This is a genomic window from Streptococcus sp. ACS2, from assembly GCF_000525585.1.
In the GTDB taxonomy this organism is placed as follows: Bacteria; Bacillota; Bacilli; order Lactobacillales; family Streptococcaceae; genus Streptococcus.
Genome location: NZ_JALT01000009.1, coordinates 31488 through 51260, shown reverse-complemented (window position 1 = coordinate 51260; position 19773 = coordinate 31488). Strand labels below are relative to the sequence as shown.

General features: G+C 41.0%; 18 protein-coding genes. All 18 read right to left on the bottom strand.

The features are described from left to right. Positions 1-7 precede the first annotated feature (7 nt). Positions 8-1585, bottom strand: a complete 1578-nt coding sequence (locus HMPREF1517_RS00495; RefSeq protein WP_037598925.1) for an ATP-binding cassette domain-containing protein — start codon at positions 1583-1585, stop codon at positions 8-10. Between the two features lie 153 nt (positions 1586-1738). After that, positions 1739-2611 carry a helix-turn-helix domain-containing protein gene (locus HMPREF1517_RS00490; protein WP_037598924.1) on the bottom strand — a complete coding sequence of 291 codons (873 nt, stop codon included), beginning with the start codon at positions 2609-2611 and terminating at the stop codon, positions 1739-1741. Positions 2612-2803: 192 nt separating this feature from the next. Then, complete coding sequence (locus tag HMPREF1517_RS00485; RefSeq protein WP_002883580.1) at positions 2804-4153, bottom strand: glucose-6-phosphate isomerase; 1350 nt, start codon at positions 4151-4153, stop codon at positions 2804-2806. Between the two features lie 103 nt (positions 4154-4256). After that, positions 4257-5072, bottom strand: a complete 816-nt coding sequence (locus HMPREF1517_RS00480; RefSeq protein WP_037599052.1) for an endonuclease/exonuclease/phosphatase family protein — start codon at positions 5070-5072, stop codon at positions 4257-4259. Positions 5073-5169: 97 nt separating this feature from the next. Next, positions 5170-7356: a PTS transporter subunit IIBC gene (locus tag HMPREF1517_RS00475; RefSeq protein WP_037598923.1), complete on the bottom strand. Its 2187-nt coding sequence runs from the start codon at positions 7354-7356 to the stop codon at positions 5170-5172. Positions 7357-7510: 154 nt separating this feature from the next. Continuing rightward, positions 7511-8449 (bottom strand): AEC family transporter, encoded by a 939-nt coding sequence (locus HMPREF1517_RS00470; protein WP_037598921.1) that lies wholly within the window; start codon positions 8447-8449, stop codon positions 7511-7513. 163 nt (positions 8450-8612) lie between these two features. Beyond that, positions 8613-9425, bottom strand: a complete 813-nt coding sequence (locus HMPREF1517_RS00465; RefSeq protein WP_037598920.1) for a metal ABC transporter permease — start codon at positions 9423-9425, stop codon at positions 8613-8615. Next, positions 9418-10125, bottom strand: a complete 708-nt coding sequence (locus HMPREF1517_RS00460; RefSeq protein WP_037597367.1) for a metal ABC transporter ATP-binding protein — start codon at positions 10123-10125, stop codon at positions 9418-9420. The genes HMPREF1517_RS00465 and HMPREF1517_RS00460 overlap by 8 nt, the downstream gene beginning before the upstream one ends. A gap of 1 nt (position 10126) precedes the next feature. Next, the gene (locus tag HMPREF1517_RS00455; protein ID WP_037597364.1) at positions 10127-10570 is read right to left on the bottom strand and encodes a zinc-dependent MarR family transcriptional regulator; all 444 of its coding nucleotides are present in this window, start codon (positions 10568-10570) and stop codon (positions 10127-10129) included. Positions 10571-10733: 163 nt separating this feature from the next. Next, a complete protein-coding gene (gene dusB / locus HMPREF1517_RS00450; protein WP_037598919.1) occupies positions 10734-11711 on the bottom strand; it encodes a tRNA dihydrouridine synthase DusB in 978 nt (325 codons plus the stop codon). Then, the gene (gene hslO / locus HMPREF1517_RS00445) at positions 11704-12570 is read right to left on the bottom strand and encodes an Hsp33 family molecular chaperone HslO (protein ID WP_002883609.1); all 867 of its coding nucleotides are present in this window, start codon (positions 12568-12570) and stop codon (positions 11704-11706) included. Before hslO ends, dusB begins: the two co-directional genes overlap by 8 nt. A gap of 80 nt (positions 12571-12650) precedes the next feature. After that, positions 12651-13010, bottom strand: coding sequence for a hypothetical protein (locus HMPREF1517_RS00440; RefSeq protein ID WP_037598915.1), 360 nt, complete (start codon positions 13008-13010; stop codon positions 12651-12653). A gap of 174 nt (positions 13011-13184) precedes the next feature. Then, positions 13185-14603 (bottom strand): Fe-S cluster assembly protein SufB, encoded by a 1419-nt coding sequence (gene sufB / locus HMPREF1517_RS00435; protein WP_037598913.1) that lies wholly within the window; start codon positions 14601-14603, stop codon positions 13185-13187. Between the two features lie 75 nt (positions 14604-14678). Continuing rightward, a complete protein-coding gene (gene sufU, locus HMPREF1517_RS00430; protein ID WP_002883658.1) occupies positions 14679-15110 on the bottom strand; it encodes a Fe-S cluster assembly sulfur transfer protein SufU in 432 nt (143 codons plus the stop codon). After that, complete coding sequence (locus HMPREF1517_RS00425) at positions 15097-16329, bottom strand: cysteine desulfurase (protein ID WP_037598911.1); 1233 nt, start codon at positions 16327-16329, stop codon at positions 15097-15099. The genes sufU and HMPREF1517_RS00425 overlap by 14 nt, the downstream gene beginning before the upstream one ends. A 53-nt stretch (positions 16330-16382) precedes the next feature. Then, a complete protein-coding gene (gene sufD / locus HMPREF1517_RS00420; RefSeq protein ID WP_037598910.1) occupies positions 16383-17645 on the bottom strand; it encodes a Fe-S cluster assembly protein SufD in 1263 nt (420 codons plus the stop codon). Positions 17646-17681: 36 nt separating this feature from the next. Beyond that, complete coding sequence (gene sufC / locus HMPREF1517_RS00415; RefSeq protein ID WP_002883600.1) at positions 17682-18452, bottom strand: Fe-S cluster assembly ATPase SufC; 771 nt, start codon at positions 18450-18452, stop codon at positions 17682-17684. Positions 18453-18614: 162 nt separating this feature from the next. Next, entirely contained in the window at positions 18615-19772 is a 1158-nt protein-coding gene (locus HMPREF1517_RS00410; protein WP_037598909.1) for a glycosyltransferase family 4 protein, read from the bottom strand. Between the last annotated feature and the right edge of the window lies 1 nt (position 19773).

Sequence of the window (19773 nt, the reverse complement as noted above, 5' to 3'; positions counted from 1 at the left end):
CAAACATTTACTCAGCGTCCTCTCCCAAGCAAATAATCTCATCAAAATATGGTTCATTTTCCTTTATTAGATGGTGGGTAACCGTGATATAAGTGATATTAGGATTACTTAATAATAGGTGCTCAATACGAGTAGCATTTTTATGGTCAAGATTTGCAGTGGCTTCATCAAAAATCACAACAGAACTTCCTTTTAAAAACGCTCTTATCAGGCCTATTCTTTGTTTTTGACCCTCCGAAAAGCTACCGTCACTTACTTGCTCATCTATACGGCTTAAGAAAGATAAAAGATTAACCCTTTCAAGAACTTCCTTGATGTGCGTATCAGTAATGGCTTCATTCCAAAGAGTTAGATTGTTCCTCAAGGTATCATTATAGATATGAGTTTGACTCCCAACATAGGCACAGTTAGATACGATTGAGTTCTCATCAATCTCTTTTGACTCCAATTTTCCAAACAAGATTTTTCCTTCATAATCTTTAAGATTTCCTAGGAGCATATTAAGCAGGGTGGACTTCCCACTACCTGAGCATCCAGTAATAGCGTACTTTCCTCCTTTTTTAAAGGTTTGGGTGAATCCCTCAATAATACCCTTCTCTCCAAAATGATAACTTACATTCACAAAACGAACATCCTGAATAGTCGCTATGCAAGTCTTTGGATCCTCTGGAAAATCGTGAAATTTTTTTAAGATAGGATCGACAGACTTAATTGTCACTTGCAGCTGATTAATGGTGGATAGAGAGTTAAAAATATTACCTGATATCTGACCCACAGAAGCAATGGTACCTACGGCAATATTCCCAAAAATAATTAACAAGCCAGTTAGAAGAAGTATCAACATCTGAGCGGCAACTGAAAATAAAGCCATCAGCGTCTCTGTGCTAGTATTTCTTTTTGTATAAATGATTTTCTGGGAAATATAGTCCTCAACAATAGATTTCACTTGTCTAAGAAATATCTGTTTACGACTGGCGTAATAAACATCTGCATATCCATATAACTGATCGCTTACTCCAGAAACAAGCTCTTCATTCGCTTGGGAAAATTTCTCCATTGATTTCTGCATTTTATTGGTAAATGGTTTGGGAAGATAGGTCAGACACAAAGTTAAAAAAATGGCTAACAGAACAATTCTTACATCATAACTTAATAAGGCAATAATTGAAAACAAAGTAGTGAATACTGTTGAACAAAGGGTATAAATACTTGTAAAGCCATTTGATTCAATCAATTGGATATCATTATTTAATACAGAGAGATGCTCTCCAATATCACTCTTTCTGAATTCACTAAAAGAATGGTGAATAATTTTACTAAGATAAGACTGACGAATAGACAAAGTCATTTTCTGAATTAGTTTTGTTTGATTTACAGCAATAATATAATTTAAAACTAAATAAATAATGTAAAGCCCTATCTCTAAACCTAATAAAGCTAAAAAGGATTGGATTCGCTTCGATACCAGCTGATTAGTCATTAAAGCCAAGGTTACCGAAGCACTCACGAAAATAGCAGCATTCAAGGCTAACAGTAAGATATGAACTAAATTTTCATATTTGTATTTAAGAATATAGGTTCTCATAGATTTCCTCACAATCTAAATCACCTTGGTATTTAGTCAGTTGGATAAATTGAAGACATGGGAACTCCATATATCCATTGAAAATTAAAAACCATAGTGATATCGTACTATGGTCTTAGTTTATTCTATTTTTTAATTCACTCTATAAAATTGTCATATAGTGGAATTTAACAACTCTTGATACTCTGATTCCTTAGTAAGCAATAAATTTTCCGCACCTAAAGTCCTAAGAGTTTCTAAACACCCCTCAATTAGATTTCTCCCTTCAGTAACTTCACCTGACTTTATCAAGTAGGTTCCCATTACAAATATCAACTCATGTCTTTCATATAATAAAACCTCAGGAATTCCACTATCATTGACTAAATCTAAGTAGTATTTCGCAGAATCTAGTTCATCACGCCGTAAAAACTCATAAGCTGCATTAATAAGAAGACTAAGTCGAATTCTTTGATTTGAGTCGCTCTTTCCAAAAAGGCTAGTTCTATACACGATCTCCTTGGTCAAAACATTAAGTGTCTGGGTGGAAATAAACGACATACTATTTCCTAATATGATTAACTCTCTTTTTCCCCATTGTTCAATGCTAAAAAGATAGTCTGTTAATTCCCTTACCTTATTTTCATCAACTTCTTTATTTGAAACACTTACCAAAAAAGATTCTAGCATAATACTGTTATAGAGAAATGATTTGTCTTGTGTGAGCTCAAATTTATGACGCTCTTCTCCAGCGTACTTCTGTAACAATAAACTATCGTTTTGATAATAAGCCTTACTAGCACTTGCTAATAACTTTTCAGTATGAGTTGGATTATCTTGAGATAAAATACCATAGAACTCTTCAATACTGACATCCAATTTATCTAACAAAAGAAAAAATCTAGATAATGAGATATCAGATTCTCCACGTTCAAATTTTGATAGGAAAGATACTGATAAATAATCACTAGCAAGTTCTTTCAATGTCAAATTCTTTGATAAACGAATTTTTTTCAACAAAGCACCCATTTCAACAGGTCCAATCATGATCCATCCTCCTATGCTTGAACTAATTATAACAGCAATCATTTCTAAATTAAAGAGCCACAAAGCCCAACTAGCCAGTCCAAAACGTTTAAAATAAAAATTCGTAAATTAACCTACAAGAAATAATCAATGGAAAGTTTTAGCTTACAAATGGATAAAAAAAGACCAGCCAAAGCTGATCTTATCTGAGAATTACAAGCGAGCGTTAAGTTCTGCTCCAAGTTCTTCAAATCCTGGTTTACCAAGAAGGGCGAACATGTTTTTCTTGTATGCTTCTACACCTGGTTGATCGAATGGGTTGATAGCATTCAAGTAACCTGAAAGGGCGATAGCAATTTCAAAGAAGTAGATGATGTAACCCAATGTAAAGGCATCTTGTTCAGGAAGAGTGATGAACATGTTTGGCACATCACCATCTGTGTGTGCAAGAAGAACACCGTCTGTTGCTTTTTTGTTAACAAAGTCAACATCTTTACCTTGGAGGTAACCAAGTCCATCAAGATCTTCTTCCAATTCAGGGATAATCACGTTCTTACGTGGTTTTTCCACACGAACAACTGTCTCAAAGAGGTTACGTGTACCTTCTTGGATAAATTGTCCAAGAGAGTGCAAGTCTGTTGAGAAGTTTGCTGATGTTGGGTAGATACCTCTTTGGTCTTTACCTTCAGATTCACCAGCCAATTGTTTCCACCATTCTGAGAAGTATTGAAGTGATGGTTCATAGTTAGCCAAGATTTCAGTTGTGTAACCTTTACGGTAAAGGATGTTACGAAGTGCAGCGTATTGGTAAGCTTCATTTTCAGAGATTTTAGATGAAGAGTACTCTTTACGTGCAGCGTTAGCACCTTCCATAAGGGCTTTGATATCAGCACCTGAAGCTGCGATTGGCAAGAGACCTACAGCTGTCAATACTGAGAAACGTCCACCGATGTCATCCGGAACAACGAAAGTTTCCCAACCGTTAGCATCTGCTTCAACTTTAACTGCACCTTTTTGGCGGTCAGTTGTTGCGTAGATACGTTTGTTTGCTTCTTCTTGACCGTATTTCTTAACAAGGAGTTCCTTGAAAACACGGAAAGCAATAGCTGGTTCAGTTGTTGTACCTGATTTAGAGATAACGTTAACTGAGAAGTCTTTATCTTCAACATACTCAAGCAAGTCTGCAAGATATGTTGATGAAATTGAGTTACCAGCGTAAACGATTTGTGGTGCTTTACGTTCTTCTTTTGTTTGAAGGTTAGCAAAGTGATGGTTCAAGAAGTCAATGGCTGCTTTGGCACCAAGGTAAGAACCACCGATACCGATAACAACCAAAACATCGCTTTCTTCTTTGATTTTTTCAGCAGCCTTCAAAATACGATCAAATTCTTCACGATCGTAGTTTTCTGGAAGGTCACGCCATCCAAGGAAGTCTGCCCCTGGGCCAGTTCCTTTGCGAATCATTTCGTCTGCTACTGTTACTTGTGCTTGAAGGTTGTCCACTTCGTGTGGTGCTACAAATTTATCCAAAACTTTTGAATAATCAAATGTAATATGAGCCATTAGTCTCTCCTTATAAAAATTCAATTATAGCTTCTAGTTTACTCTTTTATTTGTCTTTTGACAATGTTTTTTACCCTTATTAGGTCATAATAGGATACAGTTTCTACTTAAATGTTAATTCTGCTTCAAGACCGTAGTGGTCACTTACCAAAGGTTGGTTATTGCCATCAAAAATCACACTAAGGCGCTCCACTGTCCAATCTTGGCTAGCAAAAATATAATCGATACGTAAAGGCTCTTCATTGCCCTTCCAGCCATCGATACCTGGTCCAACTGTATAGCTACCAGTTGTTTCTTTAGCGACTTCAAAACTATCTTGAAGATTGAGCGAGCTAGCCAAAATGGCTTTATGCCCTTCGCGACCTGCTGGGTTGTTAAAGTCACCTGCTAGAATGAGCGGTTTCCCAATAGCTTTGAAACGTTCTTCAATACGTGCCCACTCTTCCTGGAAACCTTTGTCCCACCATGAAAGATGAACACTAGCAACAGCAACTTCTCGGCCATCTACAGTAGTTTCAGCAACTGCTACACGGCGTGTATGGTAGTCAGTTGGATCATCAACATCTGAAACCAAGATTTCACTCGCTGTCAATGGTTGACGTGACAAGACGGCAACCCCCTCATTAAGGTGATCATAACCAATGTGATTATAGGCCCAAGTCCAATGGTATTGAAGCCCTTCTTCAGCTAACTTTTCCACAAGAAGACGGACAAAGTGATCTTGGTGGATTGGTGTTGCTGATGGAAGTGCATGATAGTAAGCATCCGTGTCCACAACAGAAGTCTCTATTTCTTGATTAACTTCCTGGAAGCAAATAATATCATACTGAGCCTTTAGGATCTGTTCCTTTAAGGTTTGGAATTTTCTTTCTGCATCTTCTTCCATCCAACTGTGAGTATTTAAAGTTAGAAATTTCATAAGTTTATCCCTCTTCTGACTTGCATCTAGAAATGACATAGGGTCATTTACAAACAAAACAGCCCAAGGGCTGTCTGCTTGTTTATGGTTTTGCAAATTAAAGTTCTACTTTTGCAACTGGAGCGTTAGCAGCCAATTTACCTGTATGTTCTACTTTAACTGATTTGATTGCATCTGCATTTGTAAAGACAACAACTGTAGATGTTTCACGACCTGCTTCACGGATAGCATCAAGGTTTGCTTCAACCAAGAGATCACCTGCAGCAACTGTTTGACCTTCAGTAACTTTAACGTCGAATGGTTTACCTTCAAGACTAACAGTGTCAAGTCCGATGTGAACCAAAACTTCAAGACCATTGTCTGTTACCAAACCAAGAGCGTGCTTAGTTGGGAAGATACTTGTTACTTTACCAGCTACTGGTGAAACGATTTTACCGTTTTCTGGTTCTACAGCGAAACCGTCACCCATCATTTTTTGTGAGAATACTGGGTCTTTAACATCTTCGATGTTGATAACTTGACCATCAGCGACTGAATGCACTTCATCAGTCACACCTTTGAAGGTAGCTTCTGCTTTTTGAACAGCAGTCATTTGACTTGGAAGTGTTTCAGGAATAACTTCACCTGAATCAAGAACGTCTTGGATATCAGATTTCAATACGTCAGCTTTAGGACCATAGATAGCTTGAACCCCTTGTCCTTTCATGACAAGACCCATAGCCCCTTCGGCTTTCCATTGAGCTTCAGTTCCAACTTTTTCAGCGTCTTTGACAGTAACACGGAGACGTGTCATACATGCGTCAACGTCCACGATGTTAGCACGTCCACCAAGAAGATTGATAATATTGATAACTTGTGAACTTGCTGAGCTTGTTCCAGCACCTGCTGATCCAGCAGATTCTGCAGGAGCATCATCGTTTTGTTCATAGTTACCGTTACGTCCTGGTGTTGCGTAATCAAATTTCTTAATCATGAAGTTAGCGATGAAGAACATGATAACACCAAAGAGTACAGTTACCCAAATGAAGTTAACGATATCCATCGCCAAACCAGCGTTAATAGCGAGTGGTGTACGTGTCAAGAATTCGATAGAACCGAATGAGTGGACACGGAGGTGAACGATGTCAGCCATTGCAAAGGCAGCACCTTGTACAAATGCGTAAATGATGTAAAGTGGAGTAGCCACGAACATGAACATGTACTCGATAGGCTCTGTTACCCCTGTCAAGAATGTTGCAAGCGCAGTCGCAGTCAACATACCTTTGTATTGATGTTTCTTATCATCATCAACGTTACGGTAGATAGCTACCACCATACCCATCAAGATACCAAATGAACCAATCATTTGTCCAACTTTGAAACGAGCTGGTGTGTAGGCTTCAAGAAGGTGTTTGTATTGATCTGGGTGAGCACCTTTAAGGTTAGCAAGGTCAGTAACCCATGCGAGCCAGAGTGGGTCTTGACCCAAAACTTTAGTACCTTTTGCAGCACCAGTCAAGACTTCATAAGTACCACCCAATTGAGTGTAGTTAATTGGGATAGTCAACATGTGGTGAAGACCAAATGGCAAGAGAAGACGTTCCAATGTACCGAACAAGAACGGTGCCAAAATTGGAGCAGTTTCTTTTGAGTTGGCAATCCACATACCAAAACCGTTGATTCCAGATTGGATAACTGGCCATACAATAGCAAGAACGATAGCTGCAATAGCTGAACGAAGAATGACTACGAATGGTACGAAACGTTTACCATTGAAGAATGACAAAGCTTCTGGTAATTTACGGAAGTTATAGTATTTATTGAAGGCAGTAGCTCCGATGAAACCAGAGATGATACCTACGAACACACCCATGTTAAGGGCTGGAGCTTCCATAACACTGATGAAGTAATCAGATACCTTGATTGATTGACCAAAAACGGTGTGGACTGTAGCAGCTTTATCAGCAAGAATATCCGAAGTAACACCAAAGATTGAACCAGTCATACGGTTAATCAAGATAAAGGCAAGACCTGCTGCAAAAGCACCTCCTGCACGTTCCTTAGCCCAACTACCACCAATGGCAAGGGCAAACAAGATGTGAAGGTTACCGATAACCCCCCAACCAATCTGCTCAAGAAATCCACCTGTAATAACGAGTGGTGCCATGTTTGGATTAATCATGGCAATCGTTTTACCGATAGAAATCATGAGACCTGCTGCTGGCATAACCGCGATAACAACCATGAGGGCTTTACCGAATTTTTGCCAGAACTCAAAGCCAAATTTTTCTTTTAGCTTATTCATTTCATTTCCTCCTATGTTTGATGCAAACGTTTGCATAACTTATGTAATTATTATAGCATCTTTTTGCGATTTGTAAAGCGTTTTCGTAAACTTTTTTTTGAATTTTTTTACAAATTTAAAAAACCCCAGAAAAACCGGAGTTACTTGATTATTTTTAAGCCATAAGGACCATCAAAATTGGAATTACAATCATGGTAGCAAGGGTAGTCTCAGTAACCATAACAGCTGCGTAATCACTATCAGCTCCATAGAGTTTAGCAACGACTGGAGCATTGGTCATGACAGGCATGGCAGACTGGATGATAAAAACTTGCTTCATCAAAGTTGGGAGGGGCACCCAATATACGATGGTAGCCATCAAGAGAGGAGCAACCACAAAGCGTCCCAGCAAAATCAGTAACTGGTCCTTTTTAAGGACCAACTGCTTGACACCTGCATTGGATACTGACAAACCGATGAAAATCATAGATAGAGGAGTCGTCAAACTACCTAAATACTGCAAGTCACTGGCTAAAAAGCTTGGTAATTTAATATGGAGGATAACAATAATAAGGCCTAACATGAAGCCCATTAGAGGGGGGGAGAAGATTTTTTTCAGACTTGTTCTTAAATCAAATTCAGCGTCTCCTTCCCCATCACGTTGGATGAGGTAGGTCCCCAAGGTCCAGAAAAAGGTCGTATTGCACATATAATAGATAAGAACATAGGGGATACTAGCATCGCCAAAGAGGGCTTGATTGATAGGGAGCCCCACAAAAATGGTATTCGAATTAAAAAACATGGAAATAAAGAGACCACGACGCTCCTTTTTCACTGCAAAAATTCTAGCCACCGCTGTCGCAATCCCGAGTAAAATCACCATAGAAAGTGTAGGAAAACGCAATTCCGGCAACATTTTAAGTAGGTCTGTCGCTGTGAAACGCTGTGTAATCGTATAGAGCATATAACAAGGAAGGGCAATTTGAGTGACTAGCTTAGCTATAAGACCACGTGACTTGTCGTCAAACCAGCCTTTTTCACCCATTACGAATCCCACTAAAATCATACCCAAAATGACTAGGATTCCCGATATACTCGTTAGAAAGATTTCCATGTTTTCTCCTTTTTTGTTACTATTACAAATGATAGTGGATACCAGAGAAATATAATCATCATTTCTGCCTAGAAAGCTTCCATTCTTATTTTAACTTCTCTCAAAAACCACTTTAGTATATCACAAAAAGAGCTTGATTTCTCAAGCCCTTTTCTTCTATTATCTATTCTGCTTTTAAGAGAGGTTCAAAGATTGATACCAGACCAAAGAAGGCGATAAAGATAAGGGTAATAGTGGCACTAGCTGGTGTTTCCCAATAATAGGAAATAAAAATACCAGAGAGCATGCCAACCAAACCAATACCAATAGCCCAGAAAATGACAGATTTAAAGGTTTGACCTATTTTCATACCAATAGCTGCTGGAAGAATCATGATGGTGGAAACCAAAAGTGACCCTGCTGCTGGAATCATCAGGGCAATCGCTATCCCTGTCACAATATTGAAGAGGAGAGACATGAGACGAACTGGCAAGCCATCCACATGAGCAGTGTCCTCGTCAAAGGTTAAAAGATACATAGGACGAATAAAGAGTAAGGTCAAGACCAGTACAATAGCCGCAATAACAAAGAGGGCATAGACCTGTTCAGAGCTAATGGTGATGATAGAACCAAAAAGATAGCTATCCAGACTCATGCTACTGCTACCCGCCTTGTTACTAAGAATAAGAGCCACTGCCAATCCCATTGACATGAGGATAGCCGTTGAAATCTCCATATAATGCTTGTAACTGACCCTGAGATATTCCAAAACCAAAGCGGCAATAACCACAACCACAAGAGTCATCCAAGTGGTTGATTGTCCCAAGAAAATCCCAACAGCCACCCCAGCTAGGGACACGTGACTCAAGGTATCGCTCATCAGACTCTGACGACGAAGAATTAAGAAGAGCCCCAAAATCGGAGAAAATATACTGATAGCAATCACGGCGAGAATAGCACGTTGCATAAAATCATAGGCTAATAATTCACTAATCATGTCTGTGCTCCTCTCCATCCTTTTCATGAACATTGAAACAACGCCAAGGCAATTTCTGGTTACGAACCAGATGAATATTACGGTCTGTATACTCTTTGACTTCCTCTGGGTCGTGGGTAATCATCAAGACCGACTTGCCATGCTTGTGAGCCGAGTGGTGCATGAGTTCATAGAAAGTATTAGCTGTCCCTGCATCCATACCCGTCGTTGGCTCATCCAAGACAAAAATATCTGGATCTGAGGCAAAGATACGAGCAATAACAGCACGTTGCTTCTGGCCACCTGAGAGACGCCCAATTTGCTTGTGACGATTTTCCCACATACCTACAGACTCAAGGGCACGTTGAACGTGTTCCAAGTCGTGCTTCGTCAAACGACGAAACCACCCCTGACGAGGATAACGGCCAGACTTCACAAACTCGTAGACCGTGCTCGGAAAACCTGCATTAAAGCTGGCAATTTGCTGGGGAAGATAGGCCATACGAAGCTTTTTACCATCTTTATTGGTTTCAGAGATGGTTACAGTTCCCTTCTTAGGCTTGAGAATTCCGAGGGTAGCCTTGATAAGCGTTGACTTGGCAGCTCCATTTTCCCCAGTCAGGGTTACAAACTCCCCAGAATCCAAATGATAGTGAATATTGTCCAGAACGGGCTCCGCATCATACTGGAAGCTCAGTCCTTCAACTGTAATATAGCGCATCTTATTCCTCAATTTTTTCTGCTAATTCTGTCAAGAAACGTCCAATAACCTGACGCTCTTGATTATCAAACTGATCCAATACAGACCGATAAACCCCCAAGGTCTCTTGGTGGTGTTCCTCATGCTCCTGAGCTATGGGTTGAGCCTCTTGTGTCAAGACAAAGTAGGTCACGCGCCCATCATCCTTGTCTTTCTTAGCCTCCAACATACCCTCTTTGACCAAGGTTTTAACAGCCTTGGTAACAGCAGCCTGACTGACATTTAAGGTCTTTGCCAACTCCGAATTGGTCTTGCGACCCTCAGCCAAAAGCATGAGAATATGTTCCTGAGTATTAGTCAATTTGACTTGACTACGGCACTGACCAATAAGGAGCTCATGCTGATTTTCAGACTTGAGCACGATTTGATTAATCAATTGATTGACTTGTTCTTCTAGTTCTAGCATTGCTTTCTCCATTTACTTAACCAGTTAATTATATCGAAAACACAGAGATTTTGCAAGGGAGGACAAAGAAAAAGATTGGTGATGGGCTATCATCACTATCAAGGAAGAATAAGAGTAAAATAAAAACCTAACCAAGCTGGTTAAGTTTTTATCAGATATAGAGTTATCGCAAAGTCGCAAAGATTTCTTCGACCTGAGCAACAGACTCGGCACGTGAGACTTCGCCACGAACCTTGGCTGCTCCTGCTGTTCCACGAAGATAGTGTGGTGCCAGACCACGGAATTCACGGACAGCAATTATCTCACCTTTAAGGTCCACCAAACGTTTGAGGTGGTCTTCAGCGATGTCCAGCTTCTTATCAAATGGAAGCTCTGGCAACTCCTCTCCCGTTTCGAAGAAGTGGTTGATTTGCGTGAAGATGTAAGGATTGTTCATAGCTGCACGACCTACCATAACGGCATCTACACCAAGTTCTTCAATCATAAGTTTAGCGTCTTGAACGCTACGAACATCGCCATTTCCGATAAACGGAATCTTAGTGATAGCCTTAGCAACTCGGGCCAAAGTCTCGTGATCACAGTGACCTGTGTACATCTGCTCACGGGTACGACCATGCATGGCAAGGGCAGAAACACCTGCAGACTCAGCTGCAAGAGCGTTTTCCACAGCCAAATCACTGTCTGACCAACCCGTACGCATCTTAACAGTCAAAGGAATATCAAGTATTGACGTTACTTCCTTGACGATGTGGTAAATCTTGTCTGGATCCTTGAGCCACTTGGCACCAGCTTCATTTTTGACTACCTTATTGACCGGACAACCCATGTTGATATCAACGATATCAGCCTTGGTATTGGTCTGGATAAAGTCAGCCGCACGCTTCAAGCCCTCAGCATCACCACCGAAAAGCTGAATAGACATTGGATGCTCATTCTCATCAATATGAAGCATGTGGAGGGTCTTCTCATTATTGTAGAGGAGCCCTTTTTCAGAAATCATCTCCATAACCACAAGACCAGCACCAAATTCCTTGGCAATGGTACGGAAGGCCGAGTTGGTCACACCTGCCATAGGAGCTAATACTGTACGATGAGGAATCTCTACGTTTCCAATCATGAAGGACGAATTAAGTTTAGTCATTGATGAGTTCCTCCAAGTCAGCTTCTGAAAATTCATACTTGGTTTGGCAGAATTGGCAGACGATTTCAGCCCCATGGTCCTCGTCTTTCATAGCTTGAAGTTCATCCTTACCAAGTGTCAAGAGGGCATTTTCAAAGCGTTCACGTGAGCAATCACACTCAAAGCTAAGCTCCTCTTCAGACAAACGTTTGAAAGGTTCATCCCCATAAATGGCATTCAAGAGAGCTTCGATATGGTCATCAGACTCCAAAAGCGTTGAAATGGCTGGCATCTCTTGGATGCGTTTTTCGTAACGAGCGATTTCTTCCTCGCTAGCTCCTGGCAAGACCTGAAGCATGAAGCCACCAGCAACCTTGACCTTGTCCTCTTCGTCAAGAAGTACATTAAGACCTACAGCAGATGGCGTTTGCTCAGATTCTGTCAAATAGTAGGCAAAGTCTTCACCGATTTCACCAGAAATAAGTGGTGTTGATGACGTGTAGGGATTACCAGTTCCATAATCGATGATAGAAACAAACTGCCCTTGTCCCATGAAAGGACCCACCAAGACTTCACCAGTTGCTGTTTTCTTGATGTCCACACCTGGATTTTGGATGTAGCCCTTAACATGTCCTTTGGTATCAGCTACAGAGATGATATGCCCAAAAGAGCTGTTCCCGATAACTTTAACCGTAATTTTGCTCTCACCTTTTTGGTTAGCAGCCAAGATTTGATTGGCAATAAGGGTACGCCCCAAAGCAACTGTTGATGATGATAATGTATTGTGTTTTTCTTGTGCGGTTCTAACTGTTTCAGTGCTATCAAGAACGTAAGCACGGAAAGAACCTGATTCTGAAATTGTTTTTATTAATTTATCCATAGTGACTCTATTATAACACAAAAAAGAGGGTGGAAAAGTCGTAAACGCTTGGCGTTTCCTCTCCCACTCTCTCTAGCAAATTACCATGAAAATTCGGACAGCTTTTCCCTCAAACTTGCTATTTTCCTCTCGTCAAAATGGTGTTTCTGCCTTATTACAGGTGGCAAATTCTCCAAATACTCAATATAGACGCTGACAAGGAGATTATAGTCATTAGTCGTCAAACGCTTGAGTTGACTATGAATGAAGGTAGTTGCCTGATCATACTGTTCATGGATTAACAAGTCATCAATGTAGTCATTTCCATCAATAGTGCGACCTTGCTCGTCCTCCACCTGACCTAAATCAATATCTAGAGTCTCAAATTTAAAAGCCTTACTGACCACATTAGCTGTCCCTCGAATCTGATTGAGTAGCCAGTCACTGTTATATACTCCCATATTAGTCCCCTCCATTACTTGCTATTCAAATCTATTATATCTTTTTAAATAGCAGTTGTAAACGCTTTCTGATTATTACAATTACTCCATTCCTAACATTAATCTAGAGCTCATTTCTTGATTTTTCAAGCAAAACAAAAAGGACCGTCTGGTCCCTTTAGATTATCAGAGTTTTTACCCAACTGATCCTTCCATTTCATAACTAATCAAGCGGTTAAGCTCAACAGCATATTCCATTGGAAGTTCTTTGGTAAATGGTTCCACAAATCCCATGACAATCATCTCTGTTGCTTCTTGTTCTGAAAGTCCACGGCTCATGAGGTAGTAGAGTTGCTCTTCAGAAATCTTAGAAACCTTAGCTTCGTGTTCAAGAGCAACTTGTGAGTTATGGATTTCGTTGAATGGGATAGTATCTGATTTAGACAAATCATCCATCAAGATGGTGTCACATTCGATGTGAGATACCGATTTCTTAGAATCCTTGTTGAAAGTGACTTGTCCACGGTAGTCAACCTTACCACCATTACGGGCGATTGATTTAGAGACAATAGATGATGATGTATGCGGTGCATTGTGAATCATCTTAGCCCCTGTATCTTGGTGTTGACCCGCATTGGCGAAGGCGATTGAAAGCATGGTACCACGCGCACCTTCTCCATCAAGGTAAACAGATGGATACTTCATAGTTACTTCGGCTCCAAGGTTACCATCAATCCACTCAACAGTCGCATTTTTCTTAGCCGTAGCACGTTTAGTTACCAAGTTGTAGACGCTATCTGACCAGTTTTGGATAGTTGAGTAGCGCATGTAGGCACCATCAAGTGCAAAGATTTCAACGATAGCCGCATGAAGGCTGGCAGTTGTGTAAGTTGGCGCTGTACATCCTTCAACATAGTGAACGCTGGCACCTTCATCAACGATGATAAGAGTACGTTCAAACTGAGCAGTTGCTTCGTTATTGATACGGAAGTAGGTTTGAAGCGGAATATCCACCTTAACGCCTTTAGGGACATAGATAAAGGTACCACCTGACCAGAAGGCTGAGTTAAGGGCTGCAAATTTATTATCTGTTGGCGGAACCAGTTTTGAGAAGTACTTCTTGAAGAGTTCTGGATGCTCTTTAAGAGCTGAATCCGTATCTGTAAAGATAATCCCCAACTTGTCGTACTCTTCTTTCATATTGTGGTAAACCACTTCTGATTCATACTGAGCTGAGGCTCCGGCAAGATAGGCACGCTCTGCTTCTGGGATACCAATACGTTCAAAAGTTTCCTTGATTTTCTCAGGAACATCTTCCCAGTCACGAGCAGGTTTGTCTGATGCCTTTTGGAAATAAGTCAGGTCATCAAAGTTAATACCAGAAAGGTCTGGACCCCACTCTTGCATGGCCATTTTGTTAAAGGTTTCCAATGATTTTAAGCGGAATTCAAGCATCCACTCAGGCTCCTCCTTTTCAGCAGACATGGCACGGACCACGTCTTCACTGATTCCTTTTCCGGTTGAAAAGACTGGTGTCACATCATCATGGAAACCGTATTTATATTCTCCCAAATCAATGGGTTTTGGTTCTACTTTTTCATTTGTTTCAGTCATAGTATTTTCCTTTATTAAAGGTTTTATTCGTTTTCCTTTTTGCTTGGGCAAGGAGACTGACTGCTCCTTGACTTCCTAAAGCTCACTTCTCTCTATCGCTTTTTTAAGGGCATTCCAAGAGAGTGTTGCACATTTGATACGTTGTGGAAATTTAGAAACCCCCGCCAAGAGCTTAGCCTCACCTAGCTTATCTTCATCTTTATGATCTCCTTGAATCATAAGAGAGAAAATCTCCGCTAGTTCCAAAGCCTCTGCCTTAGTTTTACCAATAACCGCATCCGTCATCATACTTGATGAAGCTGTAGAAATGGTACAACCATCTCCAGCAAAGGCAATGTCTTCAATCACGTCACCATCAAATTTTACTGACAGATTGATAACATCTCCACAAGTCGGATTATTCAGTTGAAGTTGCTCCACATCAGGTAGAACACCATGATGGTGAGGGCTCTTAGAGTGATCGGCCACAACAGCCATATATAAACTATCTAGTCTAGAGAGTGCCATTGAAAAACTCCTTCGTCGCAAGAATTGCCTCTACAAGCTTGTCACAATCCTCTTTAGTATTGTAAATATAGAAGCTTGCTCGGGCAGCTGATGAGATACCTAAATGATTGATTAAAGGCTGAGCACAGTGGTGACCTGCACGCACTGCTACTCCTTCATAGTCAAGGGCAGTTGCCACATCATGAGGATGAAGCCCATCAATGTTAAAGGCAATAACACCTGCGTGCTGGCTAGGATTCTCTGGACCGTAGACTGTCAATCCCTCAATCTCATGAAGTTTAGGCAAAACATAGTCTACTAACTCCTGCTCGTAAGCATGAACATTTTCCATACCTAAAGCAGAGAGGTAGTCGACAGCAGCACCAAGAGCAATCGCCCCCGCAATGTTAGGTGTCCCAGCCTCGAATTTCCAAGGCAATTCCTTCCAAGTGGCTTCCTGTTCGTAAACGAAATCAATCATTTCACCACCAAATTCAATAGGATTCATCTGGTTAAGAATCTCTTCCTTGCCGTAAAGAACCCCAATCCCTGTTGGACCTAACATCTTATGTCCAGAAAGGGTGAAGAAATCACAATCCAAATCCTGAACATCAATGGCCATGTGGGGCGCCGATTGGGCACCGTCCACCACCATATAGGCACCAACTTGGTGGGCGAGCTTGGCAATTTCTTTGACAGGATTGATGCAGCCTAAAACGTTAGAAACCTGAGCTAGACTGACAAATTTTGTCTTTTCAGTAATCTTGTTGGCCAAATCTTCCATATCCAATTGGCCATCCTTCAAGTAGGCGTAAACAAGTTTAGCCCCCGCCTTCTTACAAGCTTCCTGCCAAGGAATGATATTCGAGTGGTGTTCCATAATTGAAATAACCACCTCATCTCCTGGCTCAAGAACCTGCTCTGCAAAACGACCAATCCAGTTAAGACCTGTCGTCGTTCCACGGGTAAAAAGGACCTCTTTGGTTGATTTAGCATTGATAAACTGACGAAGCTTTTCACGACTAGCTTCGTAAGTAGCTGTTGCACGCTCAGCCAAGGTATGCACACCACGGTGAACATTGGCATTGTCCTCATGATAGTAAGCCATGAGAGCGTCCAAAACGACTTGAGGCTTCTGGGTCGTTGCTGCATTATCCAAGTATACCAAAGGTTCATCATTAACTACCTGATCTAAAATGGCAAAATCTTGTCGAATCTTATAGGCATCTAAAGCTGACATCATATCTCCCTATCTAGAAATATTATAGGTTAGACTATCTGCGTCGATAGTTCCTAACGTTTGTTTAGTTTTGTATCAGTTACAGAAATCATTTCATCGCGTACTTCTTTAACTGGGATTTCGGTAATAACCGCTCCCAAGAAACCGCGAATAACCAAACGTTCTGCAGTGTCTTGATCAAGTCCACGACTCATGAGGTAATACATATCCTCTGGATCCACCTGACCGATTGAAGCAGCATGCCCTGCCGTAACTTCGTTTTCGTCAATCAAGAGGATTGGGTTCGCATCTGAACGTGCCTTGTCAGAAAGCATTAGAACACGGCTTTCTTGTTGTGCATCAGCACCCTTAGCACCTTTGACAATGTGACCAATACCATTGAAAGTCAAGGTACCACGTTCCAAAATAACACCATGTTGTAGGATATGTCCCACAGAGTTGTTACCATAGTTAGTTACACGAGTATCAATTCCTTGAACCTGACGCCCTGATGAAAGACCAATAACTTTAAGATTGGCATGACTTCCATTACCAATCAAGTCACTATCAAAGTCAGCAATAACATTGCCCTCATTCATGATACCAAGAGCCCAGTCAATGCTGGCATCACGACCGATACGACCACGACGACTAATATAAGTTGTGACGTTTTCGCCCAAACGGTCAATAGCAGCAAACTTAACTTGTGCACCATCTTGAGCAATGACTTCAACTGAAATGTTGGCACTAGCTTTTTCAGTCGCTTCACCTAGCGTTTCAAAGCGCTCAAGGTAAGTCAATTTACTGTTTTTACCAGCCACGATCAAAACGTGTTTGTTAAATGGAACATTTGAAGTTCCATCTTGGTAAAAATAGCTTTCAACTGGCAAGTCAATTTCAACATTATCTGGTACGTAAAGGACCGCTGTACTGTTGAAATAGGCATAGTTATAAGCTGCCAATTTGTCCTCATCATAGGCTACAGCCTTACCAAAGAAGGCTTTAACGACTTCTGGGATTTCCTCAAGAGCAGTCGTCAGGTCTGTGAAGACCACACCTTGACTAATCAAGTCAGCTGGCAATTGTTCAAGTACAGTATTTGTTCCTACTTGGACCAATTTAGGGTTGTTTCCAAGCGCTGTAAAATCAGGTACATTTGCTGATGGTTCATTTTCAGTAATCGTTCCATCACCGAGATTCCAACGGTGAAATTTTACACGCTCAATTTTTGGAAGAGCCAAACTTTCAAGCTTATCAAAGGCTGCTTGACGAAGGTCTTGCAACCAAAGTGGCTCTGCTTTTGCTTGTGAAAAAGCGATAATAGATTCTTTTGACATAGGTTACTCCTTTTCTAGTTATTTCGAGTAACAGACTTACGCTTCTTCGTGGTACTCGTAACCGAGCTCTTCAGCGATTTTCGCATAACCTTCTTGCTCAAGACGAGCAGCCAATTCAGGACCACCTGAAAGAACCACTTTACCTTCCATCATCACGTGTACGACATCTGGAGTGATGTAGTTCAAGAGACGTTGGTAGTGAGTGATAATCATGGCACCAAAGCCTTCGCCACGCATAGCGTTAACCCCTTTTGAAACCACTTTAAGGGCATCGATATCAAGACCTGAGTCAATCTCATCGAGAAGAGCAAACTTAGGTTCCAACATGAGCAGTTGAAGAATTTCGTTACGTTTTTTCTCACCACCTGAGAAACCTTCGTTAAGGTAACGCTCAGCCATTTCTTCACGCATACCAAGCAATTCCATCTTTTCATCCAATTTAGTGATGAAATCAAGAACAGAAATCTTTTCGTCATCTTCTTTACCAGCGTTCATAGCCGCACGGATGAACTCAGCATTTGTGATTCCTGGGATTTCAGCTGGGTATTGCATAGCAAGGAAAAGACCTAGGCGTGCACGTTCGTCAACTTCCAAGTCAAGGATACTTTCACCATCAAAAAGGATGTCCCCTTCTGTGATTTCATAGTTTGGATTACCCATGATAGCAGCTGAAAGGGTAGATTTACCAGTTCCGTTAGGACCCATGATAGCAGCAATCTCACCAGTTTTAAGAGTCAAATTAAGACCCTTCAAGATTTCTTTATCTTCAACAGAAACATGAAGATTTTTGATTTCAAGTACAGACATTGTATACTCCTTTTTCATATATACAGCGAGCAGTCGCTCGCTAATTTGCATTATTTTTTTTGAAAATAGTCTTGCTATTTTCTGGAAAACAAAAAGAGAACTTCCATTTTCCTTAATTAGAATCATTATAACAAAAAAGCCATTACTTGGCTTTTCAAATGTTTAATTTTTTCGCCCTTGCTTCCATTTTAACAGGGTTGCTTGGCGATAATCACTATTTCCGATAAATTTCAGGAGGTTGAAGAGAGGTGTTCGACCAACGCCCCAAATCTCAAGCCCTTCAATCAGAATTTCCATTCCCAGAAGTAAACTCAAGAGCAAGAGAATACCACCAAGACGGCTAGAAACATTTAACAAGAGGGCAATCAATGAAAAGAGGATAGCGATGGCATAGACCACTAGAACCGCTCCACGATGAGTAAAGCCCATAGCTAGGAGACGATGATGCAAATGCATCTTGTCAGCTTCCATAGCTGGGCGCCCTGACAACTTACGGCGGACAATAGCCACCACTGTGTCAACAATAGGCACTCCAAGGATAATAACAGGTGACAAAATAGCCACCGCTGTGGCATTTTTCAACCCTTGCAATGACAAGACACCAATCATAAAGCCAATAAAGAGCGCCCCTGTATCACCTAGATAGATAATCGCTGGATGATAATTGTAAGGGAAAAATCCCACAATGGCAGCCACCAAGACAAAGATAGTCATGGTCAAGAAAATATCAGTGTCATAGAGGAAGAAATAAGAAATCACCCCCATAGTCATAAGGGAAATGATAGAAACTCCTCCAACTAAGCCATCCAAACCATCAATCAGATTAATGGCATTGGTGATGGCCGCAATCCATAACACCGTTAAAATCAAGGTCAAGACCGGCCCAAAATGAATCATGGGACCACCAAATGGAATCTTAAAGCTATCAAATCGGAAGTCTGTAAAAGCCCAAACGATGACAGCTCCAATGACAATACCAAGCATCTTAGGTAGAGGCTTTAATTCCAAGATATCATCAATGAAGCCAGTCAGAGCTACGACAGATCCTCCTACAACAACCGGCAAGATGTACCTGATGTAGGAAACATGCCAGATATCCTTATGAATAATCATAGGCATAAAGACCAAGGTCGCTAGTACAAAGGCCAACAAAATAGCTAGACCACCAGCACTAGGCATTGGCTTTTTATTGATACGTCTTGCATTGGGATTGTCAACAGCTCCGACACGTAAGGCCAAAGAGCGTACCAAAGGAGTCGCCACAATGGCGATCAAAAAGGTCCCAATCAAAACGAATATATAGTTAATGGTCCAAGGCATG